Origin of the sequence: Corallococcus sp. AB045 (assembly GCF_003668895.1) — a bacterium.
GTDB classification, from domain to species: Bacteria; Myxococcota; Myxococcia; order Myxococcales; family Myxococcaceae; genus Corallococcus; species Corallococcus coralloides.
On sequence record NZ_RAWN01000230.1, the window covers coordinates 1 to 13,858 of the forward strand.

Below are 13,858 nucleotides of genomic sequence, written 5' to 3' on the forward strand. Positions count from 1 at the left end.
GCCTGGAACGCCGCGATGAGCAGCGCCTGTACCGCCGGGTCGCTCAACGACAACACCCCGCCCGGCAACGCCACCCCGCTGTCCCCCGGACACGCCACGTCCCCGTAGGGGTTCACGTCCGGCCGGCACAGCGCGTACGTCACCGTCACCGGACGCGCGTCCGGCGTCACCGCCAGCGCGGTGAACGTCACCGGCGGCGGCAGCGTGGAGGCGTTCGGCTCCAACACCAGCTCCGGCGGCTCCGCCTTGATGCCGAGCACACGCACGCTGCGAATCTCACTCTGGGCGTCGAAGTCGGGGCCGCTGCACGCGCTCGACCCCAGCAACACAATGACAGACAGCAGGACGGGAGTGCGCATGGCGTCAGAAAGCTCCCTTCAAGCCGAGCACGGGCAGGATGGGCAGGCCCTTGAAGTACTCGCGCTTGGAATAGTTGTAGTTGTAGGCCACGCCCTCGACCGACTGGTTGTTGTACGCGTTCGTCAGGTCCAGGTAGAGGTCCAGGTTCCACGTGTCGAAGATGAGGTTCTTGTCCACGCGGATGTCCAGCTGGTTGAACGACGGCAGCCGCTGGGAATTGACCAGCCCGTAGTACGGGATGAACACGTCCGTCGTGTCGTCGCGCTTGGCTCCCAGCACCGGCGTCGTCGGGTTGCCGGACGCGAAGCGGAACCGCGCGCCCACCTCCCAGCCCTTCGGCAGCTTGTAGCTGGCGATGGCCGTCAGCACGTGCGTCTGGTCATTGTCGAACTTGCGCCAGCGCGCCCCCGGCGCATCCCGGCGCTCGCTGCGGCTGAGCGTGTACGAAATCCAGCCGAACAGCCGGTCCGTCAGCGCCCGGCGCACCAGCAACTCAAAGCCATAGATGCGCCCCACGCCGCCGTTCTTCAGGTTCTCCGGCACGAACTCGCCGTCGCGCTCGACACGCGCGTTCGAGCGGACGATGAGGTCATCCAGGTCGTTGTAGAAGACCTCGCTGCCCACGAACCACTCCGGCCGCGCCTGCCACTCCGCGCCCACGCTGTACTGGAGCGACCGCTTCGCCCCCAGGTCCGGATTGCCGAACCCCGGCGACGGCTCATCCTGCACCGGCGGGCTGTGATAGACGCCCGCGCCGCCCTTCAGCGTCAGCGTCTCCGTGAGCGCGTAGCGCACCGCGAGCCGAGGGTTCACCGTGCGCTTCACCTCCTGCTGGTCCGTGAAGATGTAGCTCTCCGTGCGAATGCCCGGCACCACCAGCAGGTCTTTGATGGGCCGCCACCGCACCTCCGCCCAGGCGGACGGGTAGTACTGGGTGAACTTCCCGTCGATGTTGATGAGGTCCTCCGTCACCAGCGGCGACGGCGGCTCGCCCTCGCGCGGCGGCTGCTGGATGCTGGCCGTCACGTTCGCCAGGTTCGCCACCACGTCCAGGCCGCCCGCCACGCTCACGCTGTCGTTGAACGCGTACTCCACCGTGGGCCGCAGATACAGGTCCGTGGACGCGATGCGCAGCCCGCGCTCGCCAATCTGGAAGTCCAAGATGGTGTTGCCCACGAGCCCATGCGTGTCGAGCGTCAGCTTGCCCTCGCGGAACTGGTGCCGCAGGCGCAGCTGGTTGAAGCCCGTCGTCACGTCCAGGCCACCATTGACGGAGGGGTCGCCGTCCGCCGGCTGGTCCAACAGCAACGCCAACCGGTCGCGCGACGTCAGGCCTTGCAGCGTGAAGGTGTGGCGGCTGTTCGGCTTCCACACCAGCTTCGCCTGCGCGTCGTAGTAGCGCGGCGCCACCTGGAGGCTGTCGTCGTCGAACGGCACCGCCTTGAGCACCAGGTCGATGTACGAGCGCCGGCCGCCAATCGCGAAGCTCAGCGTGTCCGTGATGGGGCCTTCAATCACCGCGTTGGACTCAATGAGGCTGATGCCCACCGTGGCGTGGTAGCGGTCCGTGCGGGGCTCGCGGCTGCGCACGTTGATGACGCCGCCGGTGATGTCGCCGTAGTACGCGGAGAAGTTGCCGGGCAGGTAGTCCACCGCCGCCAGCAGGTCCGAGTTGTACACGGAGGTGAGGCCACCGAAGTGGTACAGGATGGGGATGCGCAGGCCGTCCAGGAAGACGCCGGACTCCTGCGGGCTGGTGCCTCGGATGACCAGCGCGCCGCCGTTGAACGCGGGCCGCGCCACGCCCGGCAGGTTCTGCACCACCTTGAGCGTGTCCCCCTGCGTGCCCGGCACGCGCTGCACCTCCGCCACCGTGATGGTCGTGCGCGTCACCTCCTTGCGCTCGCGGTCGCTGCGGACCACCGTCTCGTATTGGCTGAAGATGCGCTTCTGCACGTAGTACGTGGCCCGCGTCTCCTTGCCCTCTTCAATCGTCTCCTGCGTCTTGAAGCGGTCGTAGTTGCCCATCACCACGACGACCGGGTGCGTGCCCACCGGAACGCCCCGGAAGGAGAAGCGCCCTTCGCCGTCCGTGACGGTGGAGCGATCCAACTCCGTGAGCACCACCTCCGCGCCCACCAGGGGCTTGCGAGTGCCGCGCTCCAGCGCCTGGCCGCTGAAGTTCACCGGCCCCTGCGGCTCCGCGACGCCGCCGTCCGGAGAAACCTCCGGTGGCGGCTCCGGCGCGCGGAAGACGAACTGGTAGGCGTACTGGATGCGCACCGGCGCGGGGACGTTGTCCACCTCCGCGGGCTCGAACTGGAACTGCTTCACCGCTTCCGTGGCGGCCTCGTCGAAGCCGTGGCCCGCGGGCTGGGTGATTTCGACATTCGTGACGGCGCCCGTCTCCGAGATGTCGATGAACATCACCACCGTGCCCTCGAGCTGCTGGGCGGCGGCATCCGGCGGGTAGGCCGCTTCAACCTGACGCAGGAGGGCGGGCGGCTTCGTCAGCACGCCCGTGGGAGCGCCAGCATCGCCGGCGAGAGTTCCTGCGTCCGGAGCCTGTGCCACGGCTCCGGTCGCAAGCAATACACAGACGACACAGAGGAGCGTTCTCATGAAGGGTGCGCGGGTCTCCCGCGCCCCCTCCTAGCGCCCCCCGAGGCCGGGAGCGAGAACGATTTCGATGCGCCGGTTCTGGCTCTTGTGCTCCGGCGTGTCGTTGGGAACGAGCGGCTGGTACTGCCCATAACCCGCCGCGGACAGCATGGTCGGGTCCACGCCGGAGTCCTGAAGCGAACGAACCACCGCCATCGCGCGCGCCAGGCTCAGCTCCCAGTTGGTGGCGAACTGTCCGCCGCCGGTGGGCACGTCGTCCGTGTGGCCTTCCACGCGCACGATGCGGCCCTTCACCGTCTTGAGCGCGTCCGCGATCTTCACCAGCGCGTCCTGCCCTTCCTTGCCCACGCGCGCGGAGCCGGACGCGAAGAGGATCTTGTCCTTGAGCTGCACGGTCATGCGCCCCTTCATCTCCGACAGTTCGATCTTGCCGTCGGAGATCTCCTGCTTGAGGGACTGGGCCAGGTTCTCGTACTCGGAGCTCTTCTTCTCCAGCTCCTCCTTCGCCTGCGCCAGCTTCTTGGCGTTGCGCCCCAGCTCGTCGTTGAGCGCGGCCAGCTGCGCGTTCTTCTCCTCCAGGGCGCGGCGCTCGGCCGCGGCGCCGGTGAGGCGGTTCTCGGAGGCGTCCAGGCGCGTCTGCAGCGCGGTCTTCTCCTGCTCCAGCGCGGCCTGCTTCTCCTCCAGCTCCTTGATCTTCGCCTCGGCGGCCGCGCGGGCCGCCTTCTCATCCGTGAGGTTCTTCGTCAGCCCCTCCGCCTCCAGGGCCTTCTCGTTGAACTTCCCCTGCGAGACGCAACCCGTGGAGAGGGCGACGAGGGCAGCCAGAACCAGACGTGTCCGCATAGGTGCGATTCCTCCTGACAAGGATATTGGTGGGTCCGAGATTACCGCTCTCGGGCCCGCAGCCTAGGAGAAACGCGCATCCAATTTGAGGCCAAACTTCCCCGCCGGACGAGCGGCCTTACTTGGGGAAGATGGGGTGGGTGTCCAGCCAGGAGCTGAAGAGGGCGTCGGCGAAGGACTTGCCGGGGATGTGGACACCGCCGGACGCGCCGCCGGAGACGTGGAGGCCGGAGCCGGGCAGGTAGGTGAGGACGAGGTCGTCGCCCTTGCGCACGTCATGGAGGGACGACAGCAGCTTCTCCAGGGACTGGTTGAGGGCGTCCTGGCGCATGGCCGGGTTCTGGCGGAGGCCCTCGCGGAAGCTGCCCACGAGCTGGTCCTTGGTGATGGTGCGCAGGAAGCGGAAGTGCAGTCGTTTCAGGCTGTTGGAGGCCACGGCCTCCTTGAAGCAGGTGGGCTCCTCCTCCATGTAGAGGCTCCACACGTACACGTTGAAGAAGAGCTTCTTCTTCAGCTCCATGTGGGTGAGCGCCAGTGTGCGCCCCTCCACCTGGAGGGAATCCGGCATGTTGACCCCGCCCGCCTGTCCCGCATGGGCCGCAGCGCCCACCAGCAGGAGCATCCCCAGCGCGAGCCCTCGCGCCCCCTTTGTCCACGCCGTCCCCGTCATCGCCTTCCCCTTCACCCTCTTCCCAAAGCCGGTGATCGCAACGGTGTGCATGCTCTAGAAAACCGCCACCGGCGGCGATCATTGGTTTGTGCACCATTGGACGGCAACCGGAGGCCCAAGGCAAGGCTGTTGGGGGTTCAAGTGACTCCCCGGTTGGCCGGCGGACAGGGCGGATGGCGCGGGGTGTCACGAAGCCCGGGAGGTGAGCTTACTCCGGAAGCGGGCCGGGACGGGCCAGCGATTCGCGGAACTCGTCCACGAGCTTCCAGAACAGCATCCACACATCGTGTTTGCGCTCGGCGGCCTTCACGACCATGGCGACGGGTCCACAGCACGCGCTCCAGCCTCTCGTCGCTGCAAGGTAGTGCGCGAAGTCCATGACGAATCCGAAGCCTGCCTCTGGAACGCCGTGGGCCCTCAACGCCATCGAATACCCGTGCAGAAGAAGCTCCAGGCTCCGCAGCTGCTCGACCCGCTGCGAGTCATCAAACCCCACATACATCCCAGGGCGCTGCCGAACGTTCTCCAGGAGGACGAAGACATCTGGAGACGTGACGGAGGCCGTCAGGGGCGTGTCGCGAATCACTGTCGCGGCATGAGCCAGGACGTAACCGCCCAGGCCCCTGGAGGAAGCCACCTCATACAAGGTGTACGCATCCGCCAGCACCTGCCGGGTCCAGAATGCGTCCAATCCCAGGTCATGGCAGCTCCAGGTGGAGGAGCGCTCTGTCCCAGTCCGTCCGCACGCCCGTAACCTCGGCGTCGTGGACCGGCACATTCAGGAAGGCCATGGCTGCCCATGCTACTCCGCCGTCGCGGTGGGGATGAAAAGCCGGATGTCGTCGAGAGCCATTTCAGCCTGGCCACCCATTTCAGGATCGGAAGCCAAGGCCTGGAGTGCCTCGGTCACTTCCTTGCGGTCGAGGGTCCTGTGGATCCGCGCAAGATGGCTCAAGCTGATGGCCGCGACGCCCCTGAGCCCTGCATCCGGGTGCGCCAAGAGCCGCAGGCACTCGGCCTGAACGGGCCTCCAATCCTCCGAAGACAGCGCCCATCGCACCAGCGCATCGCGGATCCGATTGTTGTCGGATGAAGCCAGCGCCTCCATCGCATCCGCCTGCGAGATGGGCTTCAGCTCTTCATATTCTCTATTCACGGGCGCACATCCACCGCACGGAAGGTCACCTGGAACGCAATGTGTTTGCGTGCGCGAGACATCAACCGGTAGACGTGCCCCGCCTCATCCAGTTTCTCCAGGCTCATGTAATCGCCGTACGTGATGAACTGGGCAATGCGCCAGATCTCCGAGACGAACTCAGGCCCCGCGGGGCCGGTGACAACGTGGTTCCCGCCGTCCTCCATCGTCCGCTTCCAACCGGGTTTGAGGAGGAAGTCGATCTCGATGGAGACGCCTTGCAGGGAGCTCTCTTCCCAGGTGCGCGCCATCGTCGCGGCGCGGGCCACGACGTAGCCTCCCATCCCCACGGACGGCTCGAACTCGTACAGGGCAAGCTCACCCGCGAGGACCTTCTGCGTCCAGACGGCATCCAACGCCCACTCCGCGCAGCGCTCGGCGGTTCCGGCCATCCCCGCCCGCCATTCGCGGATGTCGAAGAGCACGTTCTGCGTCCAGAGCCTCTCGAGGGACCACTCCTCCGCGCCCTGGAAGTCAAACCAGACGGTTTCGCGGGTGTGCAGGACCAGCTCCAACTGCAGGAACATCTTCTCCCGATCCATCCGTACGCCCGTGACCTCGGCGTCGTGGACCGACACGTTCAGGAAAGCCATCGTGGGGAACAGTCTGTCACCCAACGGCCCCACGCGGGGAAGAGCCGGCGTAGGCTCGCCGTCCATGAGCGCTTCCGTCCATTTCCGCACCTGCAACCTCTGTGAAGCCATGTGCGGCGTGCGCATCGAAGTGGCGGACGGGCGCATCACGTCCATCAAGGGCGACGCGGAGGATCCCTTCAGCCGGGGCCACATCTGTCCCAAGGCCGTGGCGCTCCGTGACCTGCATGAGGACCCAGACCGGCTCCGCCATCCCATGAAGCGCACCGCTTCCGGCTGGGAGCGCGTGTCGTGGGAGGAGGCCTTCCGCGACATCACGCAGCGGCTCCATGCCATCCAGAAGGAGCACGGGCCGAACGCGGTGGGCGCGTACCTGGGCAACCCCAACGTCCACAACCTGGGCGCGATGATGTTCGGCCCCCAGCTCCTTCGCGCGCTGCGCTCGCGCAACCGGTTCTCCGCCACCTCCGTGGACCAGCTGCCCCACCAGCTCGCGGCTCACCTCATATTCGGGCATCAGCTGCTGGTGCCCATCCCGGACATCGACCGCACGCGGTACATGCTCGTCCTGGGCGCGAACCCGCTCGCGTCCAATGGCAGCCTGATGACCACGCCGGACGTGCGCGCCCGGCTGCGTGCCATCCAGGAGCGAGGCGGCAAGGTCGTCGTCATCGATCCCCGCCGCACGGAGACGGCGGTCATCGCCGACCAGCACGTCTTCGTCCGGCCCGGCACCGATGCGCTCGCCCTCTTCTCCCTGCTGCATGTCGTGCTGGAGGGAAATGCGCATCGCATGGGCCGGCTCGCGGCGTTCGTGGACGGGCTGGACACCGTGCTGCCGCTCGTCCGGGACTTCCCTCCGGAGCGCACGGCCCCGCACACGGGCATTGCACCCGACGTGCTTCGAGGCATTGCCCGGGACTTCCTCGCCGCGGACGGGGCCGTCTGCTACGGGCGCGTCGGCGTGTCCACGCAGCCGTTCGGCTCGCTCTGCCAATGGCTCATCAACGTCCTCAACATCGTCACCGGTAATCTGGACCGTGAGGGCGGCGCTCTCTTCACCCTGCCTGCCTTCGACCTCATTGGCGGGCCTCGAGCGTTCGGCGTCAGTCCTGGCAGCCATGGCCGCTGGAAGAGCCGGGTGCGGGGCCTCCCGGAGTCCTCCGGTGAGCTTCCCGTCGCCGCGCTCGCGGAGGAGATCCTCACCCCGGGCGAGGGCCGCATCCGCGCGCTCATCACCCTGGCCGGCAATCCCGTGCTGTCCACGCCCAATGGCACGCAGCTGGACACCGCGCTGGGACAGCTCGACTTCATGGTGAGCGTGGATCCGTACCTCAACGAGACCACTCGCCACGCCCACTACATCCTGCCTCCCGCGTCGCTGCTGGAGCGCGGGCACTACGACCTCGTCTTCCACGTGCTTGCCGTACGCAACACGGCGAAGTATTCGCCGCCGGTGTTTCCGGCCGGTCCGGACTCGCTCCAGGACTGGGAGATCCTCCTGGAGCTCCAGCACCGGCTGGAGACCCTGCGCAAGGGACGGAGCGTTCGCGCGACGCTTCAGTACCAGGCACTCAAGCGCATGGGGCCGGAGCGCATCCTCGACCTGGGCCTTCGCATGGGGCCCTATGGCTCACGATTCCATCCGCTCAAGAAGCACGGCCTGTCGCTCGCGAAGCTTCGCGCCGCGCCGCATGGAATCGACCTGGGCCCGATGAAGCCCAGCCTGCCCGGCCGGCTCCGCAACCGAGCCAAGCGCATCCAACTGGCACCGGAGCTGCTCGTCGCGGACGTGGCCCGGCTTCGCGCCGCGTTCCCGGACGACGCGGCACCTCGCGAGGGCGAGCTGCTGCTCATCGGCCGGCGGCACCTGCGCGACAACAACTCGTGGATGCACAACGTGCCGGGGCTCGTGAAGGGCCGTCCCCGCTGCACGCTCATGGTCCACCCGGACGACGCCTCACGCATAGGGCTCGCGGATGGCGCCAACGCCACCATCCGCTCGCGCGTGGGGGAAGTCACCGTGCCCGTCGCGGTCACCGCCGATGTGATGCCCGGCGTCGTCAGCCTGCCGCACGGCTACGGCCACCAGCGCCCCGGCATCCGCCAACAGGTCGCCAGCGCGCATGCGGGCGCCAGCATCAACGACCTCACGGATGATCAGGCGCTGGACGTCGTCAGCGGCAACGCCGCGTTCAGCGGGACACCGGTCCAGGTCCGACCGGCCTGAGCGCCAACCATCCGGGGTGTACACCGCCGGTCTGACGCGGTTCCTCGAAACCTGTCCGACTGTCGGACAAGTTTCCGCCCGGATAGGGCGAAGGACCTCCGGCCCCGGTTCGCCAAAACCTGTCCGACTGTCCGACAGGTTTCCCAGCTCGATGGAGCAGAGGCCTCCGGCCACGGGCCTCCAAGACCTGTCCGACTGTCCGACAGGTTTCCGCCGCCTGGATAGGGCGGCGGCTCCAGCCGACGTTCTCCGCAACTCGTCCGACTGTCGGACACGTTCATCCGCCCGCATGGGGAGGAGGCTCTCCGGCCACGGTTCTCCAAAACCTGTCCGACTGTCCGACAGGTTTCCGTCGCCCGGATGGAGTGGAGGCTCCGGCCACAGTCCTCCCAAACCTGTCCGACTGTCGGACAAGCTTCTGCCGCGCGGCTGAAGCGGGGACACCCGGCCACGGTTCTCCCAAACCTGTCCGACTGTCCGACAGATTTCCGCCACATGGACGGCGCGGAGGCTCCGGCCACTGTTCGACCAAACCTGTCCGGCTGTCGGACAGGTTTTCACTCCTCGGGTGGACCCGGCGGCCCTGGCCGCAGTTCTTCCAAAGCTGTCCGACTGTCCAACAGGTTTCCGCCGCCCGGATGGAACGGAGGCTCCGGCCACGGTCCTCCCAAACCTGTTCGACTGTCGGACAAGTTTCTGCCGCGCGGCTGAAGCGGGTGCATCCGGCCACGGTCCTCCCAAACCTGTTCGACTGTCGGACAAGGTTCTGCCGCGCGGCTGAAGCGGGTGCACCCGGCCTCGGTTCTCCAGGACCTGTCCGACTGTCCGACAAGTTCCCGTGGTTCGGCTGAAGTGGCGGCCTGGCCTCGGTTCTCCAGGACCTGTCCGACTGTCCGACAAGTTCCCGTGGTTCGGCTGAAGTGGCGGCCCGGCCACGGTTCTCCAGGACCTGTCCGACTGTCCGACAGGTTTCCGAAGTTCACCGCCGCCGGGGTGCCCCCACGGGAGTTCTCACCTTCTCAACGAGACTCCAGGTCCGAGGACCTGGGACCGGTCTGACCGATGCAGTGGCCCCTCGCTACCTGCATGTTCACGGCGAGCTTGTTGTCACGGGTGCTGAGCGCCCGGCGTCCCTTCTGTCAGGGCGTCGGCGAGCGCGGCGATGTGCCGTTCGTCGGTGCCACAACACCCTCCGAGCAGGCGCGTGCCGAACTCCGCATGGACGCGGCCCATCTCCCGCGCGAAGGCGTCCGGGGTCTCGCTGTCGAGTTCCGCGCGCCCTTCGAGTTCCTCGGGCGAGAGGCGGGAGGTATTGGCCTGCAAGCCCACCACCCGCGCGCCGAGGGTGGGCGAGGCGGCCAACTGGCGCGACAGGCCCTCGCGGAAGACAGCGGGGTGGACGCAATTCACCATGTACGCGGTCGGGCGCGCTCCGGGCAGGGCGTCGATGCGCGCCACGGCCTCGGCCAGCGGGGTTCCGTCGAGCAGCGTCCCGGTGGGACGGAGGATGAAGCTCAGCAGGAACGGCGCCCTCGTACGCGCCATCGCCAGGGCGAGGCCCTCGGCCTCCGAGAGGGCCGGCAGCGCCTGGGCCACGAGGAAGTCCACCCCGGCGCGCGCGAGCGCATCCACATGCGGCGCGTGGAAGGCCGCGGCCTCCTCGCGTGGGAGCGCTTCCTCGGGCCGGTAGGCATCCCCGCGACACCCGACGAGCCCGCCGATGAAAACGCCCTCACCCCGGCTGCCCACCTCCTCGCGCAGGCCCGCGAGCAGCCCCACCGCCTCGCCGAAAACGTCGCGGCCGGTGAGCCCCGCGCGCGCGAGCCGTTCCGCGTTCGCGCGCCAGGTGGGCGTGAGGAGGAGCGTGGGCAGGCCGTGGCGCAGACCGATGTCACGGTAGTCGCGGTAGATGCCAGCGAGCGCCTCGCGCCCCTCCGGATTGAAGAGGAGGCCCGCGTTCGCCACGTGCGGATCCAGCAGCCCCGCGGGGTGGCGGCGCAGGCGCTCGACCACGGAGCCCTCGGCGAGCACCCGCGGGGCCTCGTGCAGGGCTCGAAGAAATGGTGCGTGGTTCGCCAGGCCACCCATCAGCGCGTCCCTGTCATCTTCAGCATCCTCCGAAACCTCTTCTTCCCTTCAGTTGTACTTGTTGCGTCCTGCCATGACGCCGCCGTCGACATCCCAGGTTGCGCCGGTGACCCATGAAGCCTCGTTCGACAACAGATGAGCAATGGTCCGCGCAACATCCTCCGCACGGCCCACGCGGCCAATCGGATGGAAGCTGTTGAACCCCTGGAGCGCACTGGGGACCTGCTCCTTCGGGATGAAGCCCTCGTAGATGGGGGTCTCCACGACAGCGGGCGAAACCGCGTTGACGCGGATGCCATGGCCGGCCAACTCCATCGCCAGGTGCTGCGTCAGCGAATGAAGTCCTGCCTTGGCCATCGAATAGGCCGAGGAGGGAGTGGCCTGGATGGCCTGCCTGGCCCACATCGAGCCGATGTTGACGATCGCGCCCCCCTTGCGTCGCTCGACCATGGATTTCGCGACGGCCTGCGTGATGAAGAAGACGGCCTTGTTGAGGTCAAGGTACTGGTCGTAATCGCGTTCCTCGTGCTCCAGGAATGCCTTCGGCAAGAAGACACCCGCTGCGTTGACCAGCAGCGTCGCGTCAGCGTGGTCCCTCCGCAGTTGGGCCACCAGCGCCTGCCTCTCGGCACCCGAGGTGATGTCCGCGCGGAGGCCGTCCACGGGACCGAACGCGGCCAACTCCGTGACGGCGGCCTGGAGCTTGTCGTCTCGATGCCCGATGACGACGGCTCGCCCGCCCTCCTCGAGGACGACTTGGGCCACGGCCTTTCCCATGCCGCTGGTACCGCCCACGACAATGAGCTTCTGATGGGTGAATCGTGCACTCATTGGAGCACCTCAGGCAGCCTGATAGATGCGGACGTCCGGGGCGGCGTCGAGCAGCGGCTTCAGTGCGGCCACGACGTCGGCATTGAACAAGTCGGTCTTGAGGTAGGCGCTGGCCTGCTGCGCCGTCTCGAATCCGTGGAGCACCTGCACGTCCTCGTCACGGACGAGCAGCTCCTTCGACTTCGCGCCAGCGATCGTCTCCAGGAAGGGCGCCTTGTAACGCTGATACACACCGGCGGCCGCCGGCCGGTTGTTGGGAGAAACCTGAAGAGTGATTTGCAGGTAGACCATGGGTGTCCTCGTGAAAGATGAGCTATCTCATCGATGAGAGGATTCATGCTCCTGAGCACCTGCCGTCGCAAACGAGATGATCTTGGCTCCCGACAAAGGAAATCTTGACCGCCCATGAGCGCACCCGAACACCTCAATGCCTTGCGTGCCTTCGAGGCGAGCGCCAGGCACGAGAGCTTCTCCGCCGCGGCCGCCGAGCTTCACGTGACCCCGGCGGCGGTCGGGCAGCTCGTGCGAAGCCTCGAGGAGGCGCTCGGCACGCCGCTGTTCCACCGGGGCTCGAGTGGACGGAAGCGGCTCGTCCTCACCGAAGCGGCCCAGCGGGCGCTGCCGGATATCCGCGCGGGGTTCGAGCGGCTGAGCGTCGGCGTCGCGCGGCTGAAGGAGAGCTCGTCGGCCGGGGTGCTGACCGTGACAGTCAGCCCGGCCTTCGCGGCCAAGTGGCTCCTGCCACGGCTCGAACGGTTCCAGGCCGCATGGCCGGAGCTGGACGTGCGGCTCGATGCGTCCACCGAGCTGCTCGACTTCGCCGCGCGCGGGGTGGATATCGGCGTGCGCTACGGAGCCGGGAGCTGGCCCGGGCTGGTCGCCGAAAAGCTTCTCGACGAGGTGGTCTATCCCGTCTGCTCACCGGCGCTCCTTCGGCAGAACCGCCGCCTGCGCCGGCCGTCGGACCTGAGCGGCCTCCGGCTCATCCATGACCGGTCCGTGGATGCGCGCCTGGGATTCGCCACGTGGGATGCCTGGCTCGAGAAGGCGGGCGCCAAGGACGTCGAAACGAAACGGGGCCTGCGCATCAACAACTCCGCCACGGTGTTGCAGGCGGCCATCGACGGGCAGGGCGTGGCGCTGGCCCGCAGCATCATGGCGCATGACGACCTCGCGGCCGGACGACTGGTGCGCCTGTTCCCGGAGGTCGAGTTCCCTTCCGTGCTCGCGTACTACGTCGTCTACCGGCCCGAGTGCGCCACGCTCCCGAAGCTGGTGGCGTTTCGCGACTGGCTCGTTCGCGAGGCGTCCGGGCGCCAGGCCCTGACGAACAGGACCTAGCGGTACACGGGCGCGGGCAGCACGGGCGGCACCACCGGCGCGGCGGCCGCCACCTTCGCCTTCACGCGCCACACCAGCGGAGTGAGCGCTCCCACCAGCACGAACACCGCTTGGACCGTGTGCGCGAGCAGCGCGATGGACATCGCCTTCGCGGCCGTCGTCCCCATCGCTCCCGCCGCCAGCGAGAACATCCCGTCCGTCACGCCCACCTGCCCCGGCACCAGCGAGCCCATCGCCAGCGCCACCAGATAGAGCCCCTGTGTGAACAGCGCCTGCACCACCGACGCGTCGATGCCCACGGCGTGCGCCAGCACCGCGTACTGCATCACCTGCAACACGCGGCTGCCCAGGAAGGCCAGCATCGGCCGCCACGGACACAGCCCTCCGGCGCATACCGAGGCCTGGAACGCCTCCGCGTGCTCGCCCCATTTTCCGCACCGCCTGCGCATCCACGTGCCCAGCCGCTTCGTCCGGAGCCCCGCGCGCACGCCCAGCGACGCGAGCAGCAACACGACGCCGTGCACCAGCATCGCCACCGTGAACGTGCTCCAGCCCGTCATCAGATATGCCGCCAGCGCGCACGGGAAGGAGATGAGCCCTCCGGCTCCCAGCGACGCCGACTGCGACGTGGCCGCCGCCGCCGTCGCGGCCGCGCCTCCCGTGTACGGCGTCAGCAGCGTGGCCTTCGTCGCCTCCGCCGCCGTTCGGCCCGCGGGCGCCATGCTCGACACCGCGGTTCCAATCAGCTGCGCTCGTACCAACACCGACAACGGCACCTGCCGTGCACGCGCGCCATAGGACAGCCGCGTCGCCGTGGCGTCACACGCCTGCCGTCCCAGTTCGATGAACACCACCCAGGGGAGCAGCGGCAGCGCGTCCAGGAGCGTGGTCTTCAGCTCGCCCGCGCCGGCCTTGTGCACCAGGGTCCCCAACATCCCCAGGCCGCCCATCGCGAACACCGGCTTGAGTACCGTCAGCAGCCTGCGTCTCCAGACGCACGGTGAGGCGGAAAGCCCCTCCCCTGCGGCGGTCCCCGGCCCGGCCAGGGCCCCTTCGCGGTGCACGTTGCTCACACTCGCCCTCCT

12 protein-coding genes and 1 pseudogene are annotated in these 13,858 nt (G+C 67.9%); 2 read left to right on the plus strand and 11 right to left on the minus strand.

The annotated features are described in order from the left end of the window. From D7Y21_RS35430 to D7Y21_RS35460, 7 genes and pseudogenes are all read right to left on the minus strand, one after another. A pseudogene (locus tag D7Y21_RS35430) lies at nucleotides 1-359 on the minus strand (hypothetical protein); the annotation flags it as partial. 4 nt (nucleotides 360-363) lie between these two features. Next, nucleotides 364-2,982, minus strand: coding sequence for a TonB-dependent receptor domain-containing protein (locus D7Y21_RS35435; protein ID WP_120562283.1), 2,619 nt, complete (start codon nucleotides 2,980-2,982; stop codon nucleotides 364-366). Between the two features lie 30 nt (nucleotides 2,983-3,012). Further along, nucleotides 3,013-3,825 (minus strand): OmpA family protein, encoded by an 813-nt coding sequence (locus tag D7Y21_RS35440; RefSeq protein WP_121718036.1) that lies wholly within the window; start codon nucleotides 3,823-3,825, stop codon nucleotides 3,013-3,015. A gap of 118 nt (nucleotides 3,826-3,943) precedes the next feature. Next, nucleotides 3,944-4,546, minus strand: a complete 603-nt coding sequence (locus D7Y21_RS35445; protein ID WP_233612407.1) for a chalcone isomerase family protein — start codon at nucleotides 4,544-4,546, stop codon at nucleotides 3,944-3,946. A gap of 157 nt (nucleotides 4,547-4,703) precedes the next feature. Next, nucleotides 4,704-5,186 (minus strand): hypothetical protein, encoded by a 483-nt coding sequence (locus D7Y21_RS35450; protein ID WP_120562285.1) that lies wholly within the window; start codon nucleotides 5,184-5,186, stop codon nucleotides 4,704-4,706. Nucleotides 5,187-5,297: 111 nt separating this feature from the next. After that, a complete protein-coding gene (locus D7Y21_RS35455) occupies nucleotides 5,298-5,651 on the minus strand; it encodes a hypothetical protein (RefSeq protein ID WP_120562286.1) in 354 nt (117 codons plus the stop codon). Next, nucleotides 5,648-6,283 (minus strand): hypothetical protein, encoded by a 636-nt coding sequence (locus D7Y21_RS35460; RefSeq protein ID WP_147469465.1) that lies wholly within the window; start codon nucleotides 6,281-6,283, stop codon nucleotides 5,648-5,650. Before D7Y21_RS35460 ends, D7Y21_RS35455 begins: the two co-directional genes overlap by 4 nt. A gap of 64 nt (nucleotides 6,284-6,347) precedes the next feature. Between D7Y21_RS35460 and D7Y21_RS35465 the strand changes: the two genes are divergently transcribed. After that, nucleotides 6,348-8,513: a molybdopterin oxidoreductase family protein gene (locus tag D7Y21_RS35465; protein WP_121718038.1), complete on the plus strand. Its 2,166-nt coding sequence runs from the start codon at nucleotides 6,348-6,350 to the stop codon at nucleotides 8,511-8,513. A gap of 1,107 nt (nucleotides 8,514-9,620) precedes the next feature. Here the strand turns inward: D7Y21_RS35465 and D7Y21_RS35470 are convergent. Genes D7Y21_RS35470 through D7Y21_RS35480 form a run of 3 tightly spaced genes read right to left on the minus strand, consistent with a single transcriptional unit; the run spans nucleotide 9,621 to nucleotide 11,723 of the window. Next, nucleotides 9,621-10,601, minus strand: coding sequence for a homocysteine S-methyltransferase family protein (locus tag D7Y21_RS35470; RefSeq protein ID WP_121718039.1), 981 nt, complete (start codon nucleotides 10,599-10,601; stop codon nucleotides 9,621-9,623). Nucleotides 10,602-10,649: 48 nt separating this feature from the next. Next, entirely contained in the window at nucleotides 10,650-11,432 is a 783-nt protein-coding gene (locus D7Y21_RS35475; protein ID WP_121718040.1) for an SDR family NAD(P)-dependent oxidoreductase, read from the minus strand. A gap of 9 nt (nucleotides 11,433-11,441) precedes the next feature. Next, entirely contained in the window at nucleotides 11,442-11,723 is a 282-nt protein-coding gene (locus D7Y21_RS35480; protein WP_120562291.1) for a hypothetical protein, read from the minus strand. A 114-nt stretch (nucleotides 11,724-11,837) separates the two neighbouring features. On the opposite strand from D7Y21_RS35480, the gene gcvA reads away from it, so the two are divergent. Beyond that, nucleotides 11,838-12,773: a transcriptional regulator GcvA gene (gene gcvA / locus D7Y21_RS35485; RefSeq protein WP_121718041.1), complete on the plus strand. Its 936-nt coding sequence runs from the start codon at nucleotides 11,838-11,840 to the stop codon at nucleotides 12,771-12,773. On the opposite strand, the gene D7Y21_RS35490 is transcribed toward gcvA, so the two are convergent. Next, nucleotides 12,770-13,858, minus strand: a 1,089-nt coding sequence (locus D7Y21_RS35490; RefSeq protein WP_370039730.1) for a lysylphosphatidylglycerol synthase domain-containing protein, incomplete at its 5' end; no start/stop codon positions are given. The two genes, gcvA and D7Y21_RS35490, sit on opposite strands and share 4 nt — an antisense overlap.

What these genes read in the sequence shown, in the direction of transcription:
- D7Y21_RS35435 (WP_120562283.1), bottom strand. Translation starts at nt 2,982, where the DNA reads ATGAGAACGCTCCTCTGTGTCGTCTGTGTATTGCTTGCGACCGGAGCC.
- D7Y21_RS35480 (WP_120562291.1), bottom strand. Translation starts at nt 11,723, where the DNA reads ATGGTCTACCTGCAAATCACTCTTCAGGTTTCTCCCAACAACCGGCCG.
- D7Y21_RS35440 (WP_121718036.1), bottom strand. Translation starts at nt 3,825, where the DNA reads ATGCGGACACGTCTGGTTCTGGCTGCCCTCGTCGCCCTCTCCACGGGT.
- D7Y21_RS35445 (WP_233612407.1), bottom strand. Translation starts at nt 4,546, where the DNA reads ATGCACACCGTTGCGATCACCGGCTTTGGGAAGAGGGTGAAGGGGAAG.
- D7Y21_RS35470 (WP_121718039.1), bottom strand. Translation starts at nt 10,601, where the DNA reads ATGGGTGGCCTGGCGAACCACGCACCATTTCTTCGAGCCCTGCACGAG.
- gcvA (WP_121718041.1), top strand. Translation starts at nt 11,838, where the DNA reads ATGAGCGCACCCGAACACCTCAATGCCTTGCGTGCCTTCGAGGCGAGC.
- D7Y21_RS35460 (WP_147469465.1), bottom strand. Translation starts at nt 6,283, where the DNA reads ATGGCTTTCCTGAACGTGTCGGTCCACGACGCCGAGGTCACGGGCGTA.
- D7Y21_RS35475 (WP_121718040.1), bottom strand. Translation starts at nt 11,432, where the DNA reads ATGAGTGCACGATTCACCCATCAGAAGCTCATTGTCGTGGGCGGTACC.
- D7Y21_RS35465 (WP_121718038.1), top strand. Translation starts at nt 6,348, where the DNA reads ATGAGCGCTTCCGTCCATTTCCGCACCTGCAACCTCTGTGAAGCCATG.